Here is a 24225-nt window from a genome sequence, read left to right on the forward strand (position 1 = left end):
ATTTGATAAAAAATACAAATAATGGTTGTATATATTTAGCTATTAATGTATAATTATAGTCGTTAATGAGAAAAAGGAAAGGGGGACGATAGTATGGTTCGCAATCGAAGTATTGTAGTTTGTATTATATTAACATTTATTACATGTGGTATATATGGACTATACTGGTATGTTTCTTTAGCAAACGATGTTAATACTGTAGCTGGTGTCCAAGACACAAGTGGAGGAATGGTCTTATTATTGACTATAATAACTTGTGGAATTTATGGTTTGTATTGGGCATATAAGTGTGGCGAAAAAATTGACATTGCAAAACAAAACCGTGGCATCGCTTCTAGCAATGGTGGAATTTTATACTTAATTCTTTATCTTTTAGGTGGAATTATTGCTTATGCACTTATTCAAAATGAAATTAATAAAATGGCATAAATCTTTGCATATTAATAAATCATTTAGAACAGGGTGTATCATAGCCGTAATCGGTATCATATATTGCATATGGTACCGATTAACAAAGATAGGGATTCCATGTGTATTTCATTTTATTACAGGTTTATATTGCCCGGGTTGTGGTATTACAAGAATGTTTCTCGCGCTTTTTCAATTTAAATTTACACAAGCATATCATAGTAATAGACTAGTATTTCCGCTTCTACCATATGGCTTTTTTATTTTTATAAGACATTATGGATATATAATGATTAATGGAGAAATTTATCAATACAAAAAATATCATAAATATATTCTAACGATAATATTAATTGTAACTTTGGCATTTGGTGTTCTAAGAAACATACCATGCTTTTACTATTTAAGACCATAATATATTTATGGTTTTTTATTTTTTATATATCTTTCATTCTATAAGAATAACTGTAGGGGCAGTTTAGTAGGCCTTTCTCATTAATAATCAATCATCTCATCAAACAAACGGTAATAACTATTAGGGAATCCACATACAGGACAGATATCAGGAGCACATAGTCCTGACATAATATTACCGCATTGCATACAGATCCAAAGAGTCTCCTCTGGTTTACAGAATACTTGGTTATTCGCTACGTTTGTACGTAGTTTCTCAAATCGTGAACTATGATTAAAGTCTATATTTGATACTCCATTAAATAATGCTGCAATATCATCATATCCTTCCTCCTTAGCAATGGTTGAGAATCCTTGATACATTTCACTCGCCATTTTTAATTCATCTGCTGTAGATTCGGTCAATGCTTCTTGAGTAGTTGGTAATTTACCTTCATTCAGTCTCCTAAGCCATATTCTTGCATGTTCTTTATTATTTCTCGATGTAACTTCATAGATATTTCCTATTTCAATAAAGCCCTCTCTGTTTGCAATATCCCGATATATAAGATACTTTGCACTTAGTTCTAATTCCTTTTCATATGCTGTTAATAAATTATTATAGGTTTTACTCTGCTTAAAATCCATCCGTACTCCTATAACTATAATATAAGTTATTTTATAATATGTATTAGACTGAAAATTGCATCCGTCCGTCTCAATATTTGTGACTGAAGAATTAAGAATATTATTCACCTAGTACTGAATAGGAGGAATATATTTGGCAATAATTATACCATAATAAGGAGGAATTAATATGGAAGGAAATAAGTACCAGAGCTATAAATTAGCAGAGTTAAAAGACGATGAACTTAATAATATTACAGAGCTTGAGAAAGCTATTAGTTCAAAAGTTCAGAAAGATGTTGTATTAATCGCATATGAATCCTCAGAAAAAGCTAAGTGATAATCTTAGCTTTTTTTAATTAATAAATATAACATGATACATATTGATAATTAATATAATAAGATAAGAATATCTTAGGAATGATAAAGTGAATCGTAATTCAATCGAAAAAATATATAGTAACGATTATGCTGATTTTCTTATTAATTATTATGGTGATCCTGCTATATTAGAAAGATATAAAGATGATCAGATAACTATCATAAATTATTTTCTAGCTGCCATATACCTACCTACCAGTGAAATGTCATCTAATATAGTATCAGTACTTGGATATAGTGCAATTCCCTCATTGTTTGGTTTATGCAGTATGTCAAGTATAGAAGCATCTGGAATATCACAAATCCGTAATATTCCCAATTTTAGTCTGACAGGTAAAGGAGTTCTAATTGGAATAGTTGACACGGGCATTGATTATACCAATCCTATTTTCCAGTATGCAGATAAAACAACTAGAATTGTAAGTATATGGGACCAAGAAATTATCAGTGATGAGGTCCCAGAAGGTATGTATTACGGTACGGAATATACTAGGGATCAGATTAATGAGGCATTAAAAAATGAGAACCCTTTTCTTGTAGTTCCTTCGCATGATGAAATTGGGCATGGAACGATGGTAGCTGGAATTGCTGCTGGTAATAATGTTCCTGAGAGCGGATTTACAGGAGTTGCACCCGACGCAGAATTAGTTATAGTAAAATTAAAACCAGCTAAGACCTACTTGAAGAATTTTTTTCAAATTCCTAAGGATGCACATGCGTATCAAGAAAATGATTTTATTAATGGAATTCAATATATACTAAATTATGCAGCAAAAGTAAATAAACCGATTGTTATATGTAATGCAGTAGATACTTCGCAATATGCCCATGATGGAAGAGGTACAACAAGTATGTGGTTATCCTTTATCGCAAGTAGTCCTGGAATTGCAGTACTTAATTGCGTAGGAAATGAGGGGAATAATAAAAGACATTATTTTGGAGTAATTAATGAGGCAGTAGGAAAGGATACGATTGAGTTAAATGTTGGACCTAATGAAAACGGATTCGCTATGGAGTTATGGGGAGCTTCGCCTAATGTTTATTCATTGGATATAACATCTCCATCTGGCGAATACGTTCCAAGAATCTATACACGTCTGAATGAGACAAGAGAGATTACATTTATCTTTGAGCAAACAATCATTTATCTTGATTCACAGGCAATTGAGTCACAAAGTGGTGATCAATTAATATTTATGCGATTTATAAAACCTACTCCTGGCTTATGGAAATTTAATATATATGGGAAAGGATTGTTCCCAATGAATTATAATGTATGGCTTCCAATGAATAACTGGATAACAGCCGATACCTTTTTTCTACGTTCCGATCCTAATATTACACTTCTTTCCTTGTCCTGTGCAAGAAATCCAATCACTGTAACAGCATATAATGTAGATGATGAAAGCCATTATCTTAATGCTGGTAGAGGATATACACGTATCGATGTGATAAAACCAGATATATCAGCTCCAGGGGTTAATATTTTAAGTCCAACTCTTAATAATACTTTTGTTCCTGTTACTGGAAGTAGTGCAGCAGTTGCCCATACAGCAGGAATAGCAGCCATGATGTTCGAATGGGGAATTGTGAAGGGTAACTATCCGAAAATGAGTACTCAGGATATGAAGATATTTATGATTCGTGGTGCTAGAAGAAAACCAGATATTAAATATCCAAATAGAGAGTGGGGATACGGCGTAGTTGATATTTATAATGTCTTCAAAATGCTTAGAAGAGGAGTATAGTGTGAAATAAAATAACAGAAAGGAGTGATTTTATGACACAAGAAGAGCAATATAAGATTACGAGTAATCAGTATTTTGATTTAATCATCTCATATAATGGTAACATTGCTTCGCTAGATAAATACAAAGAGTATTCAATACATATTTTGAATGATTACTATGCAGTAATATATATTCCTATATCTCAAGTTAGTAGTCAACTATTCATAGACTTTGGTTACTCTGCAGTGCCTAAATGTTATTCCCTAGCTAGTATGGAAAGTTTAGAAGTGTCTGGTGTGAATAAAATACGTAATCTACCATCTGTCAATTTACGTGGAAATGGTGTGCTAATCGGATTGATTGATACGGGAATTGATTATACAAATACTGTTTTTCAGAATGCGGATAGTACAAGTAGAATAGCTGCTATTTGGGATCAAACGATAGAGAGTAAGGAACCCTATGCAGGCAGCCAGAATCCTCCTTTTTATGGAGTGGAATATAGAAAAGATCAGATTAACCAGGCCTTAAAAAGCTCGAATCCATATGATATTGTTCCAAGTAAAGATGAAAATGGTCACGGTACGATGTTAGCAGGGATTGCAGCAGGTTCTGAAAGCCAAGAGAATAATTTTAGTGGAGTTGCACCTGATTCTGAATTAGTAATTGTTAAATTAAAAGAGGCAAAAGAAAACTTAAGAAATTATTATGCTATTCCAACAACGGTGCCTTGTTATCAAGAGAATGATCTTATATGGGGAGTTCAGTATATTCTATATATGGCTAGAGAATTACGAAGACCAGTTGCCATATGTATCGGTCTCGGAACATCTCAAGGTCCACATGACAATAGTGGTCCATTAAATAATATCGTGTCACTTATAGCTGATATACCGGGTGTATCCCTTAGCGTAGCAGTTGGAAATGAAGGAAATACAAAAAGACATTATTATAGTTCTATTAAATCGTCATCTACATCAATTCCTTTTGAATTAAATGTTGGAGAAAATGAAATAGGTTTTTCTATGGAATTTTGGGGAGACCCTCCAATGGTATATACTTTAGATATTATTTCGCCAAGTGGTGAATATATACAAAGTATCACAGAGAATCTTGAAGTAAGTCGTGAAATATCATTCATTTTTGAGAAAACCATAATTAATATTGAATATTTTATGATAGAACCAGAGACGGGTAAACAAGTTATTTTTCTACGATTTCGGAATCCAGCAAAAGGGATATGGAGGTTTTTAGTATATGGAAGAGGAGACCTAGATGGCGCCTTTCATGTTTGGTTACCTTCTGGAGACTTAATATCACCCAATATTACGTTTATAAATCCTAACCCATATACAACCGTAACATCCCCAGGCAATAGTATTACTCCATTAACTATTACAGCATACAATTCAAGTACCAATGCTCTATATCCTAACGCAAGTAAAGGATTTTCGACTTCTAATATAATAAATCCAGATCTAGCAGCACCTGGGGTTAATCTTAGATGTCCTACATTAAATCATCAATTCACGAGTATTTCTGGTACAGGAGCTGCAACGGCTCATACCGTTGGAATTACAGCATTAATATTAGAATGGTGTATCGTAAGAGGTAATTATCCTGGTATAGATACCGTAAGTATTAAAAAATTTCTATTTCGAGGTGCTAAAAGAAGTGATAAAACGAAATATCCTAATGAAGAATGGGGATATGGGATTATTGATCTTTATAATAGTTTTAATATAATAAGAACATTTGTTTGACTTTGAGCCGCTATGAGCGACAGATGGGAGTTTTATGATAATTCATGTAGTACAAGTGGGCGATACTATTAAATCAATATCAGAAAAATATAGAATACCTATTATAACTTTAATTCAGGAAAATGGATTAACTAATCCGAATAACTTAGTACCCGGGCAATCAATTATTATTATTAATCCGAAAGTATCTTATACTGCTCAAAAAGGAGATACACTGGTTAATATTGCAAATAAATATGGTGTTAGTATAATGGAATTATTAAGAAATAATCCTCATCTTTCGAATAGAGATCTTTATCCTGGAGAAATCGTAATTATTCAATTTGATACTCAAAAAGTTCGTGAGATTGAGATAAGTGGATTCGCATATCCTCATATTAATAGAGATATATTAAAAAAGACACTCCCCTTTCTTACCTACCTTACTGTTTTTAATTATCAAGTTACAGGAGCAGGAAATATTATCGAGGTAGATGATATGGAGTTAATCCAACTAGCCAAACAGTATGGGGTAGCACCTATGATGTTGATTTCTACGTTATCACCGAGTGGTATAGGCAGTAGAGAAACTGCATTAAATATTGTAAGCAATATATCTCTTCAAGATACCCATATTGATAAGATTATATCAATACTGAAAAAGAAAGGTTATTATGGTATCAATGCATATCTTCAACATCTAGATAATGATAATCGTGTAATATACGAAAAATATATAAGTCGATTTGCCTATCGAATGCATCAGGAAGGATATCTAATTAATATAACAGTAAACCCTAAAATACTCTATGAAAGAACTTCAGTTACTTATGAAAAGATTGATTATTCTAATCTAGCTAAAGTAGTTGACTCAGTTTTAATATTATCTTACGAATGGGGCTATTCTTATGAACCACCTGCATCGGCAACACCAATAAATATTTTGGAACAAATGCTATCTAATATAACAACAATCATTCAACCGTCTAAATTATTACTTGGGATACCAATAATCGGTTATGATTGGAAACTCCCATACATACCTGGTGAAACAAAAGCAAATGCGATTACTCATGAAGCTGCAATCGATTTAGCTGTAATACAAAGCGTTACTATTCAATATGATGAAACTGCCGAAGCACCTTATTATTTCTATACAAGTAATGATAAACAGTTACATATCGTTTGGTTTAAAGATAGCCGAAGCATAAATACTTTATTAAAATTAATTCTAGAATTTAATCTTGAAGGTGGCTCTGTATGGAATGTAATGTATTTTTTCACACAGTTATGGTATTTAGTAAATACACAATTTGAGATTAAGAAACTCTTATAAAATGGTATTTCGATGAATAACAGGAAATTATAATGTATTATGTAAAAAACTTTAATTTTTACCAATATTATGTTATAATTACCAGGACTAATATACTAGGAGGAAATTTATGAAAACTCAAATGAAAAGTTTTATGAAAAAGTTACTTGTACTTACTATGATTCTATCATTAGTTAGTATACCAAGAGTAGTAGCGCAAGCAGCAGGATTCTTAGTCTTTAACGATGGACAGAAAATAAGCCCTGATTCAATTACAGGTTCCTTTGCATATCTGACATCAGGCAAAGCTACAGATAGTAATAATCCTGATTTTAAAGTTACTGCAACCATTAATGGAACATCTTATGATGGAACAATAATATCTGCAGGAACAAGATATAATTATAATTATAGCGTTAGTTATCCTATTCAGAAAAATGACACAGATGTCATAATTACTGTAACCGATGGACTTGGTGGTAAAATTACTCAAACATATAACCTAATTGCAAATCAACCAATACAATTAAGCGTAGACTCTTTAAATTATACTTCAACCACAGTAACAGGTACAACAGAAGCTAATGCAAAAGTTACCGCTACAATTGAAGGTAAAACATATGAAGCAACAGCAGATTCAAGTGGTAACTATAAAATTAAAATTCCTGCACAAAAATCAGATACTACGATTGTGGTAAAGAGTATTAATGAAAAGGGATACTATAGCACAAAAAATGTTACTGTTAGTAATCCTAATTGTTTATTAAGCTCTAGTCAAGATCTTCTAAAAAGTACAACAAAAGTAACTGGTACAGTAACTGGTGCTCTAAAAGGAGATTATATTACCGTAAAAGTTGGAAATAAAACTTACAAAACAACTTTAAAAGAAGCTAAAAAGCAAAAATACTCTGTTTCTGTAAAGAACCTTAAATTTGGACAATATATTACAGTTTCTTTATACAATAAACATGGACAACAAAGAGAATGGTATAAATCAGAAGTATATTATGCTACAAAAGTTAAGCTTGGAATGACTCAAAATCAAGTATTACATACAGCATATTATGGTAAGCCAGACTCAGTTATTAAATCAATTGTAGCAGGCAAGAAATGTGAACAATGGGGATATCATTTTGGAAGTAAATTAGTTTATTTATGGTTCCAAAATGGGGTACTAACTTCTATAGATCAATATTAATCATTTAGAATAATAATTACAAGATAATCTCTAAAATGGAAACACATTGCACTTATTTATTAATATATAATAAGTACAATGTGTTTTTTATATTTAAATGAAAAAAGACAAAATTGAATATTACAAAAATTGACATTTTGTTGATTTGGTGGTAATATAAGTCAAGAAATAAGCTATTATGAATAAACCATAAAGTAAAGATACAATTAAACGTGAACTTCATTAACTGGCTAATTTCTAAATATGTACATAAGGGAAGTGATATACTACACAACTATGAAAGTAAAAAACTATAATTAATAGAAATAGGCGATGTGTATGAATTCAGATTACATAAAAATTTACTAATAATAAACAATAAAAACTAAACATTACAAAAACAAACAATAACATGACATTTTTATATTTTGCTATATATCTAATTTTGTTAGGAATATAGGTGTAAGTTGTACATAAAGATTCTTTCAACTCAGATTTTTATGCCTTCGTATTCCTAAAATAATTTAAATGCGTCATAAGGGCGCAGGAATGGAGGAAATATGAATAAACATAATATGAAAAAAATAATTACTTTTCTACTTACTTTATGCATCATTTTAGCTCTACAGCCTATTCAATATAGCAAGGCTTCCACATCTGATAATTCAAATCAATCAGGAAATAACTATCCTATCATCATGGTACATGGTTTATTTGGATGGGGTAATAATGAACTTGCAGATATTAATTACTGGGGTGGTTCAAAAAGCTTACGAGAAGATTTGACAGCAAAAGGTTATACAGTCTATACACCGTCTGTTGGGCCAATCTCTAGTAATTGGGATAGAGCTTGCGAATTATATGCTTATATTAAAGGTGGAACCGTTGATTATGGAAAAGCCCATTCTGAGAAATACGGTCATGCGAGGTATGGAAGAACATATCCTGGTGTCTATCCTCAATTTGGTAGTAAAGATGCCGCTGGAAATATTGCAAAGATCCATCTAATGGGTCACAGTATGGGTGGACAGACGATTCGCGTATTAGTTCAATTGTTAGAAAATGGAAGTCTAGAAGAGGTTGCTGCGACTACAGATGGAAGCATTAACACTCTTTTTACTGGTGGAAAGTCATGGGTTGCTAGTGTTACCTCAATAGCTACACCTCATAATGGAAGCCAAGAAGCATACTCCCAATATAAACTAGAACCATTTGCCCACAATATGTTTACTACACTTGCAGCAGCAACAGGAGTATCAAGTAGTAGTAACCTTGATTTGAAAATGGATCAATGGGGACTTAAGAGAGAAGAAGGTGAATCTTATTACGATTACTATAATCGAGTTATCAATAGTAAATTATGGTATAAGACAAAAGACTTAAGTATATGGGATCTAACACCAGAAGGCGCTTTGGAATTAAATGAATTTGCTCCTGCGCAAAGTGATATTTACTATTTTTCACTAGCATGTTCCGATACTCACGAAAGTGTACTTACGCATTTTCAGATTCCAAATAGGAATATGAATGCTGTTCTATTGAAGAGTTCGATTTTTATGGGTTTATTTACAAATGATACACCTGGTGAAGTCACGATTGATAATAGTTGGTGGGAGAATGATGGTGTTGTTAGTGTGAAATCTGCAATCTGTCCAATTGGCGCATCTGATCAATGGATTGATTATAATGGAACACCTCAGATAGGAACGTGGAATTACTTAGGGAAAGTTGATAATGTAGATCATTTGGAAGTAGTTCAAATGAAGAATAATCGCAGTACTTTAGAAGAACAATATTATAACATTGCTAAGATATTGACTAATTTGCCAAACTAATAAGTATCATATAAAATAAATGTTACATAAAAAGAAAAAATAGTATAGAAATAATAAAAGTATCAAGCTACTAGCTAGAATTAGTTGGTAGCTTGGATTTATGTTGTACGTCTTGAAAACCTTTATTCAACTCTGTATAATGAATAGTACTATACATAATATAAGAACGAATTATTGGAGAAATTGAATGAATTATATAGCAATTGATTTTGAAACAGCAAATGAAAAGCGAAACAGTCCATGTTCCATAGGTATTGTAGTTGTAAAGAATGGACAAGTGATTGAAAAAATACATAGACTTATTAAGCCGAACGAAATGCGATTTATGCCTATTAATATTGGAATTCATGGAATCAGACCTTCAATGGTACAAGGTGAACCTGAATTCAATCAAATATGGGAAGAGATTGGACACTATTTTAGTGAAAATTTAGTAATTGCTCATAATGCAGCTTTTGATATTTCCGTTTTGAGAAATACAGCTGAACTCTATCATATTACACTTCCTGATATTAAGTATATCTGTACGATGAAGCTAGCGAAGAACTTCTATACAGATATTGAAAATGCAAAATTGAATACTGTTAATAGCTTCTTAGGATATGAGTTTCAACATCATGATGCGTTATTTGACGCACTTGCATGTAGTAACATATTAAGTAATATCAGCGAAGAATTAGAGTGTGACGATATTGATGAAATATCTAGATTATTAGGGGTAACGATAGGAACGGTAAATCATAATGGTTATCAGCCTTCCTCAATGAAGGGTAATGTCATTAAGACATCAAATCGTATTGCTAATAGACTGAAAGATGATATTATTGAAGATAAGAGAGTGAATGCTTTTCAAGATGAAGTAGTTGTATTTACTGGAAGATTAGCTTCCATGTCCAGAAATGAAGCGATGAATCTTGTCAATAAAAATGGAGGAACTACAGGCAGTTCCGTTACCAAAAAGACGACGATGTTAGTAACGAATATGAAGGATCTTGTTGGTTTGAATAGAGAAGAGATGAGTAATAAATATCGAAAAGCTACTGACTTGATAGCTATGGGGCAAAGGATTCGTTTCTTAAATGAGGAAGAATTTTTAGGTAGGACTCGTTAAATGTATATTAAATATCAATTTCTTATAACACTCCAAACCGAATATGTATAATACAAATTATAATAATTAAAATATCAAACCACCATAATTAGTATGTATTACAAATTATGGTGGTTTGATTTGATTTTTCCAAATAATATGATAGTATTAATAATAGATATGCAGTAAAGATAATTGAAAAATAGATAAATTTTAATTTTTTTACTTAAGGTATACATAATATAATTATGTAAATAAATATATTACAAACATATCCATATTGTATAAATATAGCATATTGTAATTAACTTACTGTAGTTGTATTTAACAAATATAAAGAACTAAATAAAAAGATGGGGGTATTTATGAATAATACAATAAAGAAAATGTTGTTAGAACATGGAGCTTCAATGGTAGGCTTTGCAAACATTGAAAATCTATATAATAAGGTGAATCTGACTGGGCCTAGAAGTGAAGATTCAGTTGTTGAACCAATACATATACCGCATTATAAGTATGGAATATCAATAATTCTTGCATATCCAAAAGATATCATCAAAAACATAAGCGATTCACCAACGATGGATTATTATAACGCTTATCATAGCCTAAATGATAAACTAGATGAATTGGCTATATTGTGCACTAAGTATATTGAAGAACAAGGTTATAATGCTTATCCCCAAACAGTTGCTAATACAAAAGAATATGGTGTTTTTCGAACGATTATGCCTCACAAAACCGTAGCGGTCCATTCTGGCTTGGGCTGGATAGGAAAAAACGCGTTATTTCTGACAGAAAATTATGGTTCTGCAATTCGATTAAGCTCTGTCTTGACTGATGCACCATTGGAATATAATGAATCTATCCCACAATCTAGATGCGGTAGTTGTATGTCATGTACCAATGCATGTCCTGGAAAAGCAATTTCAGGTCGTAACTGGAGTCTAGAGCTTGATCGTGACGAGTTCTTCAATGCGATGGCTTGTCGGTTGAAAGCACGAGAGATTGCAGCGAATACTTTAGATAAAGAAGTTACATTATGCGGCAAATGTATTGAAGTATGTCCATATACCAGAAAGTATACTTTAGGAGAGGATAAGTAGAGACTTATTGAAACATGAATTATATATTAATGGGTTATTGTAATTGAATTATTAGGGGGAATATCCTTATGATAAAGGAAAAACGGCTTTTCCACTTAAAAACTTACTCTGTGTTGGACACTATATGATTGGCATTATTATGATAAAAACGGCAATATTATTTGGGAAAGTAACGATATGAATAAGAATCTTGGAAATGGAGTTAATTGTAATATCAAGATATTTACTTCTGATTATACCTATCAAGCTCATATGCCCGTATTTACGGGGTTAAATCCAAAAATAGAAGAGAAGATAAACCATACTATTCATAAATTATATAATGATTTTAATCATAGATTTACCAATGAGTTGAATAAATTTTCAAGTCGTTAGAAGATAATAGCGATGCTGCATCAGATAGACCAGGATATGATGTCTACTATGAATGTTGGAGAACTGGTAGTGTAATACAGTTAATTATTGATGTTCAAGGTAGAACGAATTTTAATAATTTTAGTAGACATACTTTATGCTTTGATTGTAAGTCAGGACAGATAGTTAGATTAACAAATCTGATTCATCATTCGGATGTTAAAAAATTAACAAAAATGATCGTGAACAAATACGGAAAGTCGTTCTTAATTAAAAAAACTGATATCAACTTAGAAGATGCGAACTTCTATATCAAAGATAACCAGCTTGTGATATGTTTTGATCCGTATGTAGTGGCTTGTGGAGCTGCCGGATTCATAGAATTCCGTTTTGATCTAAAGAAAGATAAAATTTATGATTTGTTAAATAAAGATGATACGTTATGGAGAACATTCATTCATAAATAATTAACTAAGGGATGTAGTTGGGGTTTAAAGTTAACATAATATAGTTATGTTAACAAATAATAATTGATTATAATAATTAAGAAATAATGTTTGATTGATATATTATATATTAGAAAAGCATTTAAAGATCTATTATAAGTATAAAGATAATATATGATAGACAAACATTATATTAAATAATAAGGTGAATTTGTATAGATTTATATAAAATATCTAGAGTATATTGTTATAATTAGGTCAGATTTTCATTATAATTAATTAAACGATTGTAATTTATAAAAATTAATAACTGGAGGTATTGAAATGAAAAAATACGAGTATAAATGTGTTTATATTGGATTCGGTGCAGAGAAAGCATCAAGAACATTAACAGTATATGGACAGCAAGGTTGGGAATTAGTATGTGTATGGTGGGCTTGGCATTATTTAAAAAGAGAAATAGAAAAATAATATATTTATATAGGGGTTAAGGCTATCTCGAATAAAATGGCACCAAACTATTCGTTAAACTTGCGTTTCGCGAATAGTTGAGTAAGTACTATTTTATTGAATTATACCTGCTGTATCCACTTAATGTTGGTGGTCACAAAGTTTACAAAATGTTGCTCAAATAACTTACAAAATGTACTCTCTTAGAGTATATGCGTAGTATTATGATATAATTATTAACACATAATAAGCCAAAAACTGAATTTTGCGATATTAGATTTTATTGGTACGTATTAGATATCTAGGTAAACCACATATTTAAAAACACAAAGTTTACAAAATCGCAGAAAGGACATAAAGTTTACACAATAAGTTATTACTTTTGATATATTAATCATGTTTTCGAACTATAATAACAAAGAATTTATAAATTAATCTACGAAAACTCACCCAATTAAGATATGGATAGGTTTTCGTAAACTTCGTACATCACAAGGTAACTGTAATGTATGTAGGTCATCATTATAATATTAATAGTGTATGAATCCTGCTCTCCTACATCCAACATTGTAATGAGCTTAATGAGAGTAAAGTTAATTATCACTTTGCATTGTTTCTACAACAATTCTTGTATTTCTTACCACTGCCACACGGACAAGGATCATTAGGATATATTTTCTTTACAGTTCTCTTAACCGTTTGCTCTCCATCCTTGTCACCACTCAAAACTGCAGCTTTAATAGGATCTTCAACTAAGTTATACTCCTCACAAAATATTGCACAGTCCTTCTCATCTATAACCGGAATTGGAATATATCTCTTTTTCATATAATCAGAAAACGGATGTATAGTAACTGGATTCATTAAATATTCAATAAATTCTTGTGCATCAGGATAACCTCTTTTCCATATATTTTTTGAATTTCGTACTGTTACATTCCCTGGTTTTAACTCAATTGTATCAACATATGGATTTGTAAAATATTTTAGATATGAAGAGTCATCTGTGATAAAAATATTCTCATATTTAAGTGGCGTATAATCATAAGTATCAGTACATGCTATTAAAATTATATGATCTTGATCATAAGGTTGATCGGGTAAATCTATCGATACGAGCTCTCTAATTTTTTCCCAATCGTATTTTACAGATTCCGCACGACGTTTTAGTTGCACTATTGCTTTCTTGACATTTCTTTTTCGTTCTTCTAAATCATTTAGATCATATGATGTCATTACAGCTTTTAATTCTGTAAGGATAAGATAATCTCCAAGAACAGAAATTACATCAAACTCAATTTCTCTACCATCAAATGCTTCATACTTTACTTCATTTGTATTAACTGCAAAATTTGGGATTACTTTATATTTAAAATCAAAAAATCTCTCTGAATAACCCTTTTTCAATCTATCTATAAATTCTTTTTCGAAAATATGTCCTATTTCTGACACATCCTTCTTATAACGAATGAACTGACGCTCAATAAATCTATCGAGATTTACTTGATCAAGCAGAGCTTGACTCAGTACTACTTGAGTCTTACTAATCTTTAGAAGTGGTTGAGCAAATATATCATCGTCTCTATTTTTCTTTTCATGAAATACAAATCTATCAATCAATTTTTGGGCATAACTAATATCAAAGCTATGAATTCTTGATAATTCCATGCTTAGATACGAAAGATCAATCAAACTCAATTCTTTTACATATGTATTCTGTTCATTTTCAATAATAATCTTCATAGATGCAAAATACAAAATCTCTGAAAGAGTATTTAAATATTCATAAGTACACAATAAATCACGTATTTTCACTCCTTTCACGTTACATTCTAAGTAATAATCTTTAGTCAAAGATTCTACAATACGCTCTTTACTCTTTGCAATTCCTTCTGCTTTTTGGAATAAGTCCTTATCAGGATGAAACTTACTAAAATCCAATATTACGTTTTCTTCTGCTTGAACATTAATCAGATCATCTGCTAAGATCGGTAACTTTTCATATGCTAGAGCTAAATCTTTTTGATTTCTATAATCAAACATTGTATGATTTCGAACCTGATACTCCCTTCTAAATATTCCAATACTACGAGCCTTATATTTTTCATCGTTTTCTAAGGAATAAGAATAAACCTGAAGTCCTTCTTCTGTTGTATTCATATGTCCTATCTCATAGTATCCATATCGAATGCCTTCCTCTATTCTACATAGGTGATATCTCTGTGAAGCTATATATAAATATCTCTCAAATTCAACATTTTTATATGGTTGAATAAGTTCGAATTTTATGCCAGTTTCTATTACTTGTGTAGCCAAATTTTCTCCGTATTGATAATATAAGTAATGAACTATTTCATTAATGCTTTCTAGTGTTGATTCGAAGTTATCCGATATCGAAACATTCAAATTATCATAATAATCAACCGGTCTATTTGTCACTGATAACTCCATCCCTGTAACACAATCTTTACTAAGAAAATTCTGATAATTTTCTCTAAAAATTCGTGTTTGATCTTGATAAAAAAGTAAAACAGTAATTAATTGTTCCACAAATGAAATTTTACTAGTCTCACTCTCATCCATTCTTTTGGTGTTAACCGAGTTCATCTTATAAAAGCAATCTGTGTAAACCACCATGTTAATAATATCTTTAATAATTCTATCATCAATGGCAAGATCCTTTTGAAAAGTATCTTGCGTATTAATTTTAGGATCATTAATTGCCTTCGACATATTAAATACATCCATTAATATCTGTTTTGTTTTTTTATAATCATTAGAATTGTACTTCATGCCTATCGGATTACGAATACAATTCGTTTTAAATAAAATATGCTTTAAATCATGATCATAAGGTTCGCCCGCCATAATGTCAGTGTTGTATAGTAGTACTAAGAGAAATAATTTAGCACTACATTCATTCAATTCGTTATTTTCATAAGCTTCTATAATCTTATTTATACTTTCTTCCTTCAAATAATCTCCACCTTTCATAACCCTTGTCGTTCCAGTAAATTTTAATTTTAGTTATTATCCTAATTAGCTTTTTCGCAATAAAGCTAACTAATTATTTAATCAAATTCTCATTATAGTAACATAAATAGCATGAGAAAAATGTCGTATTATGAATAATTAAAAAATAAAAAGTAGGAGTAACCGCTCTCTCCTAATCAATTTCGTAAATAGCAAAATACATATTATTTGAAACAATAATATACGCTGGAATATCCATTAAGGTTGGATTATCTTTCTGATATATAAATTCATTGTTCTCTTCTATTTCATTTAGCTTATATTGGTATAATTTTATTTATAATTTGATTATTTTGAAAAAAATTTTAAGGAATTTCATAACAATACAAAATAAAAAAACTACATCTATGTATGAGTAAGATGCAGCTTTTTTACTATTTTTATAAAATTACTGAAAAATAAAGCTTATAGATATGATCAGATTGATTTACTTGTTTACCTTTTTAAATATTGAAATTTCTGAAAATAATATTATTTACAAATGATTCCTTTAATCCGTCTAACTCCAGCAGAAGAAGATTGTTCTTTTTTAATACTGAACGTTCCTAAACTTGTAGTATCTTCTATATGAGGTCCCCCACATACTTCTCTACTCCATACGTTCCCTTCGTTATCTTTGATTGTATACACCTTGACAACATCCGGATATTTATCCCAGAAGTTCCCTTCAACTCCACTCTCTTTCGCTTCTGTTTTAGGCATCTCTGAAATATAGGTAACTGCATTTGATGAAATCGCATCATTCACATATTTCTCCACCTGAGCTATTTGCTCTGGCGTAAGTTTTTCATCATGGTTAAAGTCAAACCTTAATCGTTCTGATGTAATATTACTTCCTTTTTGATGAACATGATCACCCAAAACTTCCCGTAAACCAGCAAGTAATAAATGAGCTACAGTATGCAGCGCTGTTGTTTCCGTTGATTGATCAGCTAATCCTCCTTTAAATTTACCTGCGGAAGCCGTTCTACTCATTTCGGCATGTTTCTTTGCAGCCTCTACATAAGATGCCTCGTCCTCCATGCTATATCCACTTTCAGTTAGGAACTCTTTTGTTAATTCCAAAGGAAAACCATAGGTTTCGTAAAAATAAAATGCATCTGCACCTGTAACTTTACCTTTATTCTTAAGATGTTTTTGTATTTCGATTTCTCCTTGTTGTAGTGTTTTATAGAAAAGATTCTCTTCCTTATTTATTATTTCAATGACTTTCTTTTTATTTCGGATCAGATCTTCATAAGCTGCTGCTTCATCTATATAAACTTCTGACAACGCACCCACAAAACTTCCTTGTATACCAATTTTTTTACCTGCACGAATCGCCCTTCTTAATAACCTTCTTGTTATATACCCTGCATCACTATTAGCTGGCTCGGCACCATCATTAATTAGAAATGTTGCAGCTCTCACATGATCAAGTATGATTCGAAAAGACTTTAAATCATCAGTATATTCTTTACCACTCAATTCCATTAGTTTTTTCTTGGAATTATGGAAGAAAGCCGTATTATAAATATCCCTATCACCATTAAGGGCTGTTGCAACTCTTTCTAATCCGCCTCCATAATCAATATTGGGATTTTGCATTTTTTCAAAACCTGTGTTTTCTTTTTTGTAACACATAAATACATTGTTCCCAATTTCTAAAAACCTCTCGCTTTCAGAAGCGGGATGATCCAGTGAATCACCGTCTGGTTCTAAATCATAGAACATCTCACTATCAGGCCCACCCGGTTCACCAACAGGCATATCGAATGGACTTCCGGCTCTACTCCACCAATTTTCTTCTTCATTGTATAAGAATATTTTACCACCTCTAGAGGATCCATATTTATATGGATCCTCTTCAATAATAGGTTCTATACCAACTGATTTGAATTTTTCTGACCAGATTTGAATTGCTTCAGTATCTCTTGGTATATTCATATCATCACTTCCTTTAAAAGCACTGATATATAGCCTACTAGGATCAATTCCTAATTCGTTAATTTGCCAATTCCATATTGCATCGATTTGCTTTTTCTTATAGTTATTTTCATTTGCTTTAAATTCCCATCGACCTATCATTTCAAAAAATGTAAGATGCGACATATCTCCTACTTCGTCAATATCCACTGTCCTTAAACACTTCTGAATATTTGTTAGCTCATTACCTATTGGATGTTTTTCTCCCAATAAATATGGAACCATAGGTTGCATTCCACTTCCTGTAAACAATGTTGAGGGATCATTTTCTGGTAACAAGCTAGAAGAAGGTACTTGACTAGCCCCAATTCTTTTCATAAAATCAATATAAGATTTTCTTAACTCATCTGGTGTCATTTTCATCATGCTCAATACCTCCATTTAATTTATTTTCCCAAAACAAAAAGCCCTAAGCTGACATATTTATTGTCAACTTAGGGCGAATTATTACATCCGTGTTACCACCTAATTTCAGATTTCTCTGCTCTCTATCAATACGGGATATCTCCGATATTGTTTCCTGAATAACGGTGGAACTCCGTTGAAGCCTACTAAGATTCTTCCGTTCGGTTCACAGCTCCGAGACTGCTTCACTATTAGATCAATGAAGATTCGCACCAACCATCTTCTCTCTGTGAAATCACTAATACTTACAATTTCTCATCGTAGCCTTTTCGTTTTAAGTTAGATCGATTCTATCACACTCAACTTGCGCTGTCAATTTATTTTATTTTTATACGATACTTGTTTATTTATTTTTTCAGTATTTCTAATCCTAAATGTAATCTCGTGAAAAACAAGAATTCACAGATATCTTTTTCCTTCGCCCCATGCATTTCCAGCTTTCTCACCTAATGAAAAATAGCTGTTGCTGAACGAATCAAAAAATAACATTCCTGTTTTCTTGACATCAATTATGCCGGTTCTATCTAACACTGACTCATCTGCCACTACATTGACAATTTTGGCAAGTACAGTAGTGAAATTATTTGCTATTACAACCTCAATGAGTTCGCATTCGATGACTAGTGGACTGCCTTCGATGATAGGGGCATTGACGTATTCACTCTTTACAGCCTTCAAGCCTGTTTTTGCAAATTTATCAGGAACTCTATGGCCGGTTACAATTCCAAAGTAATCCACTTCCTTTATCAAATTCTGATTTACAAGTGCAACAGTAAATGCGCGTCTCTTTTCAATGTTCTCATGCGTCTTACTACGTGGACCAATACATAATGCGAGATCACCGGCATTTGTCCTTGTACACTCATGCAAATTCATTACGTTGACTGTTCCATCATCATTATAAGTGCCAACCATTAAAACCGGCACTGGATAACCATATGAAAAAGCGTTTGGACCTAAATTTTTCATCATAATAAACAAACTCCTCTTAGTTCTTCTTTCTCAACTGAAGTCCGTCGCGGTAAGCATCACCGACCTTTTCACCAACGGACAGATATGACTTATTCATCCAATCGAACGTTATTGGATGGAATATTTTTAATGATACCTTGCCATCTTCTCCAAGAATGCGTTCATCCAGACTTACATTGACGATTTCGCCTACCAGTCTCCAGGTTTCCTCATCATAGCACTTAACTCTGCACTCAACAGCAAAAGGAAGCTCATCGATAATCGGTGCATCTACGAATTCGGACTTTGTTGTATGGAATCCGGACTTTTCAAACTTACCTTCCACTTTATTTCCTGTTGTTATACCAAGGTAATCACAGGCAACTTCATTTTCCACATCCGCCATGCTTACAACAAAGGAACCTCTGGCAAGGATTCCCTTTAACGTGTTTCTCTGGGATGCTACGGTAATAGTAATTTCTGTCTCATTCGTGATTCCGCCCCATACTGCTAACATGGCGGTTGGCTTTTCAGCCTCATCATAGGATGAAATCATTAAAACCGGCATCGGTGTGATGTATGGCTTTGCTCCTATATTTTTTCTAGACATATTTATCCTCCTTAAATTATACAATAAATTACAGTTATCCGATGCATTATCATCCGTATACCGAATAATTGTAATTCCAGATATCCGAACTTCTGTATGCAGTTCCGGAAGTTTTCCAACCTTTCAATTTGAACTTTCATGCTACTCCATCATATAGATTTTCAACTTACAAATCAGCGCTAAATATTAACTTGAATTATGGCGAATTTTAACCTATAATTAGATTTAAAAATGTCTGATTAATAAAAAATGTTGCAATGATTGTATGAATTGCTCAGAAATCCGAAGGAGGGAACGTTGTTATGTCTTGGAATTGCGATACCGAAATCGATCACGCATTAGAAAAACTCGGTCAGGACTTTCCGCACCTCAATTGGGACTTTAGCCCGGATCCGTCCTCAGAAAATAACGAACTGATTTCGCATTGGTTGGGAGAGAAATCCGAGGAAGTTATGGTGTGTGTATTTAAGGGGAAAAAAATTGAGGAGCGTTTTCACCGCCAGGACTTTTTTTTCATTCATTTTGCTTACCACGGAGATTATGACGCATTAAGTGCCAACTATAACAATCGGATCACGGTAAAAGAAGGAGACTGCTATATCGGTCAGCCCTACAGCGGCTATGCTGTTAAGCGGGATTCTGATCACCAATGTATTATTCTTGGAGTACTGATTCGTAAAGAGACATTTTTCCGGGAATACCTAAATGCGCTCTCAGCAGATAACTCAATGCTTAATTTTTTTCTGGAACCACAGAAAAATAAATATGCAGAAGAGTTCATTCATCTGGAAATACCAGCTTCTTCGCCTATCTGGCAGCTGCTGAATGTCATGATTCTTGAATATGCTCATAAAACAGAGGACTCACAGAAAATTTTAAAACCTATGGTCATGTCCCTTGCAATGTATCTTTCCTATGAATACAAGCGTCAGAATCTACCTACTGGTACGACATTGATTGATCGAATTATGGAATATATCGAATCACACTCTGATTCTGTAACATTAAATGACATTGCATCCCATTTCGGATATCACCCTGTCTATATTTCCCGTCTTTTGCCGGAAAAGACAGGGAAGACCTTTTCTGCTCTACTAGCTGAATCACGTATGCGAAGAGCCAAGCTATTATTGAATCATACGGATCTTTCCATTGAAAAAATTGCTGATATGCTTGGATACAGCAATAGCAGCAATTTCTATAAGTCCTTTAAACAGTATTATGGTACTTCTCCTCGTCAGCTTTAATGGTCAATGTTACCGCTCCAACGTGAAAATGCATCAATAACGTAAATAACCCCTTTGCAAGATCTCACTAAATAATTTACAATAAAATAAGGATTTTACAAAATTGAGAATTACCGTGGTAAGGTAATTTAATTTTGTGAAATCCCAATGAAAGAATTAATTATAATTTGTAAGTATTCGATAAATCGAGCTTTCAGATAGGTAATGCTGTTTTGATAGCTCAACTACAGTTTTCCCGTTTTGAAAATCTTTATATATTAACTTGTTTCTAATTGTTAATTCATATTTTTGACCAGAAATGCTCCCCCCATTCCTTTCGGGTGTCCGTTCCTGGAATATATAGAAAGCCTTCTGAGATATATTTCCGAATTTCAACTAGCAACTCATCCGGAAAAACATTTAATGCATTTAAATATTTCATTTGGTACTTGCTCCTTATTCTAGTAGTTATTTAGAATGCGGATTCTGTACTATTCAAAATGAATTGGCAAATATATATACGCTCCACACGTATTTACCTATTACAGAATCGCATGGAGCTTAAGGGTATTATATATTTCATTAATCCATCCTACTCTAATTATTATTGTATTTAATCATTAACCCCAAATACATTATCAACAGAATACATTCCAAATGTTTTGTTTGCCATTCGATACATAGCTTTTGCATGTATTCTATCATGCCATATAAATCTACGGATTACCTTTCTAAGCGTCCAATCTTCATCATAACTTCCGTGATAAATTGGATTGGTCAAAAAATCAGGAGATTGTTCTAGCAAATCAAAGCCTCTTTGCCTACACTCATAAATAGTTCCATCATGATCAACTTGTACTCCAATTTCACCAAAATAGTACGAATTAACACTTCTGGTATGCTCATACATTTCTCGTGCAGTCCTTGGAATATTCCCATAGAAAGTTTTTCTTTTCGGTATATAACTCTTATCCTTATTTGGTACCTTTTCATATAACGCATGAAAATCAGTTGCTGATTTCAATACAAGTTCTTTTAGTTGATAATACTCATCTTGTGATAAAGCAATCTTTTCTGTATCAAAAATTATATCTGAATCTGCATCACAAATTTGAAGATTACTTTCCTTCTTTTGAACGATTTCTGGTATCAGTAGTTCTGGAATGTCTTCCTTTTTCCAAAGCAGATACGACTCTATTTCCTTTGCCATCTTATCAAGTGCTATATCTAATGTAGCACCTCTTGTAAATGCACCTATATAATTTTCAGAATATAATATTGTATCAGTTCCATTATATTCCCAAATGCATCTTATGTTCATATACAATCACTCCTAAAACATGTCATTAATTTTTGATTAATTTACTATCTTACATAAAGTTGCTTAAGGCTTTCTTGCAATATTCATATCAATTGAATCATAACTAGTAATGAAACTAACATTTCTATCGATTGTAAATTTAATTTCAGTAAATAGCTTATCTCTTGTCTTTAAAATAATCATTAATTACTTAGATTTTCAATAATAGTGACTCTCTTCAAATGTTTTCCTCTTGATAACGATACTTATTTATTGTTTCGTCGCTCCATATATGAGTTTCAATATATCGTTCCGGACCGTATTTCCCATCATCATTCCAATCCTGTGGCAAACCATATTTCTCAATCACTTTTAATATTTCATCATATGTATAAAGCTTTTTGCGATATTCCTTTCCATCATTAATCGTTGGACTAAATGCTGGCATGGAATCACCGTAAGTAAATGAAATAGTCTTTAGATCGAATTCCTCAATAGGAATTTTTATATAGGAACAGTTTTCAAACCAAGTACTTAACCATGGGCTATGTTCTATCACCATATAATGTGGCGATGTCCTATTCATAGTGCCCCCTTTTTTGGCAAACTCTGTCCGGAGTATATTCTCGCAATTATGCCTATACTCCACATATTTATCATGTCTTTGAGCACTTTGGGAATTGGGTTTTGTTAATTTTATTGTTTCAAGAACAGATTTTGCCTCATCAATCGGCAAGTCTGACAAGTTAACAAACGGCCCGATAGTTTTATCAAAATAATGATATAAATACATTTTTACCACCACCAAAAATTTTTCATTACATATACATCAATAAAACATTCTATCAAGTCCTGAATATGTATAACCAAGATATACATTCATTAATCAAATTTAATATCTATTAGTATTCCATAATGGTCACTTGCTGCTAATGCAATATTTTCATACACCTGCTTACCCCACACATAACAATTATTTAATACAGGAAATTCAACGGGATATGGATTTCTTAACAAAATCCTATCAAAGCGCTGATTCTTCTCTATAGAATTCTTTTGGAATCTGGGATTTTCTCTAAAATTAAGAGTAGATTCTACTTTTGTATTTGTTATTTCAGCATATGTATCAGCTAAATCATAAAAGCAAGGATTAACCTCTGAATTATAAAGTGTACATTCTCCTAATAAATATCTTTGAACATCGGAATTGTCGCTACAATTAAAATCTCCCATCATAAATGTGTAATCCCATTTTTCTTTTTCTAATTGAGAAATGGTTGAAACGATTTGTTTCTCTCGTGATATAGTACTATCCCAAGGTAAATGTAAATTAACAATTCCAATTATTTTTTCTTCAACTAATACTGAACTATAAATCATATTTATAGTTCTTAGCAAAGATACTTGTTGATGAAATGGAAATTGACTTAAAATGCATAGTCCCTCATCCGTATGATTATAGGTATCGAAAAACATAAAGTTATATTGAACTTGTTGAGCAATTGATTTTGCTTGCTGGATATTCTTAACTTCTTGTAAGCAAATTATATCTGCTGATGTTTTCTTAATTTCATTAATTAAGTATTCATTTCTTGCTGGCACTCCACTTTCGGAATTCCAAATATTATATGTAGCAATTCTCATTTCGGTAGGTATCCTTTATATAGATAAATTTATATAA

Annotated in this window: 23 protein-coding genes and 1 other annotated feature; of the genes, 14 read left to right on the forward strand and 9 right to left on the reverse strand. The window is 32.0% G+C overall.

Going from position 1 to position 24225, the window contains the following annotated elements; all coding sequences use genetic code 11:
• The first annotated feature begins 93 nt into the window (after positions 1-93).
• Both bsdtb5_RS10255 and bsdtb5_RS21930 read left to right on the forward strand, forming a co-directional pair.
• Entirely contained in the window at positions 94-429 is a 336-nt protein-coding gene (locus bsdtb5_RS10255; RefSeq protein ID WP_271715920.1) for a DUF4234 domain-containing protein, read from the forward strand.
• A gap of 154 nt (positions 430-583) precedes the next feature.
• Positions 584-823 carry a hypothetical protein gene (locus bsdtb5_RS21930; RefSeq protein ID WP_408628625.1) on the forward strand — a complete coding sequence of 80 codons (240 nt, stop codon included), beginning with the start codon at positions 584-586 and terminating at the stop codon, positions 821-823.
• Between the two features lie 80 nt (positions 824-903).
• On the opposite strand, the gene bsdtb5_RS10260 is transcribed toward bsdtb5_RS21930, so the two are convergent.
• On the reverse strand, positions 904-1449 hold the full coding sequence (locus bsdtb5_RS10260; protein WP_271715921.1) for a rubrerythrin family protein: 546 nt from the start codon (positions 1447-1449) through the stop codon (positions 904-906).
• 169 nt (positions 1450-1618) lie between these two features.
• Here bsdtb5_RS10260 and bsdtb5_RS10265 point away from each other — a divergent pair, with 169 nt between their 5' ends.
• The 11 genes from bsdtb5_RS10265 (at position 1619) to bsdtb5_RS10315 (ending at position 13075) form a co-directional block, all read left to right on the forward strand.
• Positions 1619-1768, forward strand: a complete 150-nt coding sequence (locus bsdtb5_RS10265; protein ID WP_271715922.1) for a hypothetical protein — start codon at positions 1619-1621, stop codon at positions 1766-1768.
• Between the two features lie 88 nt (positions 1769-1856).
• Positions 1857-3557: a S8 family peptidase gene (locus bsdtb5_RS10270; protein WP_271715923.1), complete on the forward strand. Its 1701-nt coding sequence runs from the start codon at positions 1857-1859 to the stop codon at positions 3555-3557.
• 32 nt (positions 3558-3589) lie between these two features.
• The gene (locus bsdtb5_RS10275; protein ID WP_271715924.1) at positions 3590-5302 is read left to right on the forward strand and encodes a S8 family peptidase; all 1713 of its coding nucleotides are present in this window, start codon (positions 3590-3592) and stop codon (positions 5300-5302) included.
• A 34-nt stretch (positions 5303-5336) separates the two neighbouring features.
• Positions 5337-6617 (forward strand): LysM peptidoglycan-binding domain-containing protein, encoded by a 1281-nt coding sequence (locus tag bsdtb5_RS10280; protein ID WP_271715925.1) that lies wholly within the window; start codon positions 5337-5339, stop codon positions 6615-6617.
• Between the two features lie 109 nt (positions 6618-6726).
• The gene (locus bsdtb5_RS10285) at positions 6727-7794 is read left to right on the forward strand and encodes an Ig-like domain-containing protein (protein ID WP_271715926.1); all 1068 of its coding nucleotides are present in this window, start codon (positions 6727-6729) and stop codon (positions 7792-7794) included.
• Between the two features lie 539 nt (positions 7795-8333).
• On the forward strand, positions 8334-9608 hold the full coding sequence (locus bsdtb5_RS10290; protein WP_271715927.1) for an esterase/lipase family protein: 1275 nt from the start codon (positions 8334-8336) through the stop codon (positions 9606-9608).
• A 187-nt stretch (positions 9609-9795) separates the two neighbouring features.
• Positions 9796-10719: an exonuclease domain-containing protein gene (locus bsdtb5_RS10295; protein WP_271715928.1), complete on the forward strand. Its 924-nt coding sequence runs from the start codon at positions 9796-9798 to the stop codon at positions 10717-10719.
• Between the two features lie 344 nt (positions 10720-11063).
• A complete protein-coding gene (locus bsdtb5_RS10300) occupies positions 11064-11804 on the forward strand; it encodes a 4Fe-4S double cluster binding domain-containing protein (protein ID WP_271715929.1) in 741 nt (246 codons plus the stop codon).
• 177 nt (positions 11805-11981) lie between these two features.
• The gene (locus tag bsdtb5_RS10305) at positions 11982-12179 is read left to right on the forward strand and encodes a hypothetical protein (RefSeq protein ID WP_271715930.1); all 198 of its coding nucleotides are present in this window, start codon (positions 11982-11984) and stop codon (positions 12177-12179) included.
• A gap of 215 nt (positions 12180-12394) precedes the next feature.
• A complete protein-coding gene (locus tag bsdtb5_RS10310; RefSeq protein WP_271715931.1) occupies positions 12395-12625 on the forward strand; it encodes an RsiV family protein in 231 nt (76 codons plus the stop codon).
• Between the two features lie 303 nt (positions 12626-12928).
• Positions 12929-13075: a hypothetical protein gene (locus bsdtb5_RS10315; protein WP_271715932.1), complete on the forward strand. Its 147-nt coding sequence runs from the start codon at positions 12929-12931 to the stop codon at positions 13073-13075.
• A gap of 579 nt (positions 13076-13654) precedes the next feature.
• On the opposite strand, the gene bsdtb5_RS10320 is transcribed toward bsdtb5_RS10315, so the two are convergent.
• The 4 genes from bsdtb5_RS10320 to bsdtb5_RS10335 form a co-directional block, all read right to left on the reverse strand.
• A complete protein-coding gene (locus tag bsdtb5_RS10320; RefSeq protein WP_271715933.1) occupies positions 13655-16030 on the reverse strand; it encodes a YecA family protein in 2376 nt (791 codons plus the stop codon).
• Between the two features lie 528 nt (positions 16031-16558).
• Positions 16559-18418: an alanine--tRNA ligase gene (locus bsdtb5_RS10325; protein ID WP_271715934.1), complete on the reverse strand. Its 1860-nt coding sequence runs from the start codon at positions 18416-18418 to the stop codon at positions 16559-16561.
• Positions 18419-18484: 66 nt separating this feature from the next.
• Positions 18485-18728: a binding site (T-box leader), on the reverse strand.
• Positions 18729-18856: 128 nt separating this feature from the next.
• Positions 18857-19429 carry a flavin reductase family protein gene (locus bsdtb5_RS10330; RefSeq protein ID WP_271715935.1) on the reverse strand — a complete coding sequence of 191 codons (573 nt, stop codon included), beginning with the start codon at positions 19427-19429 and terminating at the stop codon, positions 18857-18859.
• 16 nt (positions 19430-19445) lie between these two features.
• Entirely contained in the window at positions 19446-20018 is a 573-nt protein-coding gene (locus bsdtb5_RS10335) for a flavin reductase family protein (protein WP_271715936.1), read from the reverse strand.
• A gap of 302 nt (positions 20019-20320) precedes the next feature.
• On the opposite strand from bsdtb5_RS10335, the gene bsdtb5_RS10340 reads away from it, so the two are divergent.
• On the forward strand, positions 20321-21265 hold the full coding sequence (locus bsdtb5_RS10340) for an AraC family transcriptional regulator (protein ID WP_271715937.1): 945 nt from the start codon (positions 20321-20323) through the stop codon (positions 21263-21265).
• 156 nt (positions 21266-21421) lie between these two features.
• Here the strand turns inward: bsdtb5_RS10340 and bsdtb5_RS21935 are convergent, their stop codons facing one another.
• From bsdtb5_RS21935 to bsdtb5_RS10360, 4 genes are all read right to left on the reverse strand, one after another.
• Positions 21422-21640, reverse strand: a complete 219-nt coding sequence (locus tag bsdtb5_RS21935) for a Mor transcription activator family protein (RefSeq protein ID WP_271715938.1) — start codon at positions 21638-21640, stop codon at positions 21422-21424.
• A gap of 217 nt (positions 21641-21857) precedes the next feature.
• Positions 21858-22565 (reverse strand): hypothetical protein, encoded by a 708-nt coding sequence (locus bsdtb5_RS10350; protein WP_271715939.1) that lies wholly within the window; start codon positions 22563-22565, stop codon positions 21858-21860.
• Positions 22566-22782: 217 nt separating this feature from the next.
• Positions 22783-23130, reverse strand: a complete 348-nt coding sequence (locus bsdtb5_RS10355; RefSeq protein ID WP_271715940.1) for a hypothetical protein — start codon at positions 23128-23130, stop codon at positions 22783-22785.
• Positions 23131-23426: 296 nt separating this feature from the next.
• Positions 23427-24188, reverse strand: a complete 762-nt coding sequence (locus bsdtb5_RS10360) for an endonuclease/exonuclease/phosphatase family protein (RefSeq protein ID WP_271715941.1) — start codon at positions 24186-24188, stop codon at positions 23427-23429.
• Positions 24189-24225 lie beyond the last annotated feature (37 nt).

This window comes from Anaeromicropila herbilytica (assembly GCF_016591975.1).
Lineage (GTDB): Bacteria > Bacillota > Clostridia > Lachnospirales > Lachnospiraceae > Anaeromicropila > Anaeromicropila herbilytica.

What these genes read in the sequence shown, in the direction of transcription:
- bsdtb5_RS10355 (WP_271715940.1), bottom strand. Translation starts at nt 23,130, where the DNA reads ATGAATAGGACATCGCCACATTATATGGTGATAGAACATAGCCCATGG.
- bsdtb5_RS10330 (WP_271715935.1), bottom strand. Translation starts at nt 19,429, where the DNA reads ATGATGAAAAATTTAGGTCCAAACGCTTTTTCATATGGTTATCCAGTG.
- bsdtb5_RS10285 (WP_271715926.1), top strand. Translation starts at nt 6,727, where the DNA reads ATGAAAACTCAAATGAAAAGTTTTATGAAAAAGTTACTTGTACTTACT.
- bsdtb5_RS10300 (WP_271715929.1), top strand. Translation starts at nt 11,064, where the DNA reads ATGAATAATACAATAAAGAAAATGTTGTTAGAACATGGAGCTTCAATG.
- bsdtb5_RS10275 (WP_271715924.1), top strand. Translation starts at nt 3,590, where the DNA reads ATGACACAAGAAGAGCAATATAAGATTACGAGTAATCAGTATTTTGAT.
- bsdtb5_RS10305 (WP_271715930.1), top strand. Translation starts at nt 11,982, where the DNA reads ATGAATAAGAATCTTGGAAATGGAGTTAATTGTAATATCAAGATATTT.
- bsdtb5_RS21930 (WP_408628625.1), top strand. Translation starts at nt 584, where the DNA reads ATGTTTCTCGCGCTTTTTCAATTTAAATTTACACAAGCATATCATAGT.
- bsdtb5_RS10280 (WP_271715925.1), top strand. Translation starts at nt 5,337, where the DNA reads ATGATAATTCATGTAGTACAAGTGGGCGATACTATTAAATCAATATCA.
- bsdtb5_RS10260 (WP_271715921.1), bottom strand. Translation starts at nt 1,449, where the DNA reads ATGGATTTTAAGCAGAGTAAAACCTATAATAATTTATTAACAGCATAT.
- bsdtb5_RS10310 (WP_271715931.1), top strand. Translation starts at nt 12,395, where the DNA reads ATGATCGTGAACAAATACGGAAAGTCGTTCTTAATTAAAAAAACTGAT.
- bsdtb5_RS10255 (WP_271715920.1), top strand. Translation starts at nt 94, where the DNA reads ATGGTTCGCAATCGAAGTATTGTAGTTTGTATTATATTAACATTTATT.
- bsdtb5_RS10290 (WP_271715927.1), top strand. Translation starts at nt 8,334, where the DNA reads ATGAATAAACATAATATGAAAAAAATAATTACTTTTCTACTTACTTTA.
- bsdtb5_RS10295 (WP_271715928.1), top strand. Translation starts at nt 9,796, where the DNA reads ATGAATTATATAGCAATTGATTTTGAAACAGCAAATGAAAAGCGAAAC.
- bsdtb5_RS10350 (WP_271715939.1), bottom strand. Translation starts at nt 22,565, where the DNA reads ATGAACATAAGATGCATTTGGGAATATAATGGAACTGATACAATATTA.
- bsdtb5_RS10335 (WP_271715936.1), bottom strand. Translation starts at nt 20,018, where the DNA reads ATGTCTAGAAAAAATATAGGAGCAAAGCCATACATCACACCGATGCCG.
- bsdtb5_RS10340 (WP_271715937.1), top strand. Translation starts at nt 20,321, where the DNA reads ATGTCTTGGAATTGCGATACCGAAATCGATCACGCATTAGAAAAACTC.
- bsdtb5_RS10265 (WP_271715922.1), top strand. Translation starts at nt 1,619, where the DNA reads ATGGAAGGAAATAAGTACCAGAGCTATAAATTAGCAGAGTTAAAAGAC.
- bsdtb5_RS10325 (WP_271715934.1), bottom strand. Translation starts at nt 18,418, where the DNA reads ATGATGAAAATGACACCAGATGAGTTAAGAAAATCTTATATTGATTTT.
- bsdtb5_RS10360 (WP_271715941.1), bottom strand. Translation starts at nt 24,188, where the DNA reads ATGAGAATTGCTACATATAATATTTGGAATTCCGAAAGTGGAGTGCCA.
- bsdtb5_RS10315 (WP_271715932.1), top strand. Translation starts at nt 12,929, where the DNA reads ATGAAAAAATACGAGTATAAATGTGTTTATATTGGATTCGGTGCAGAG.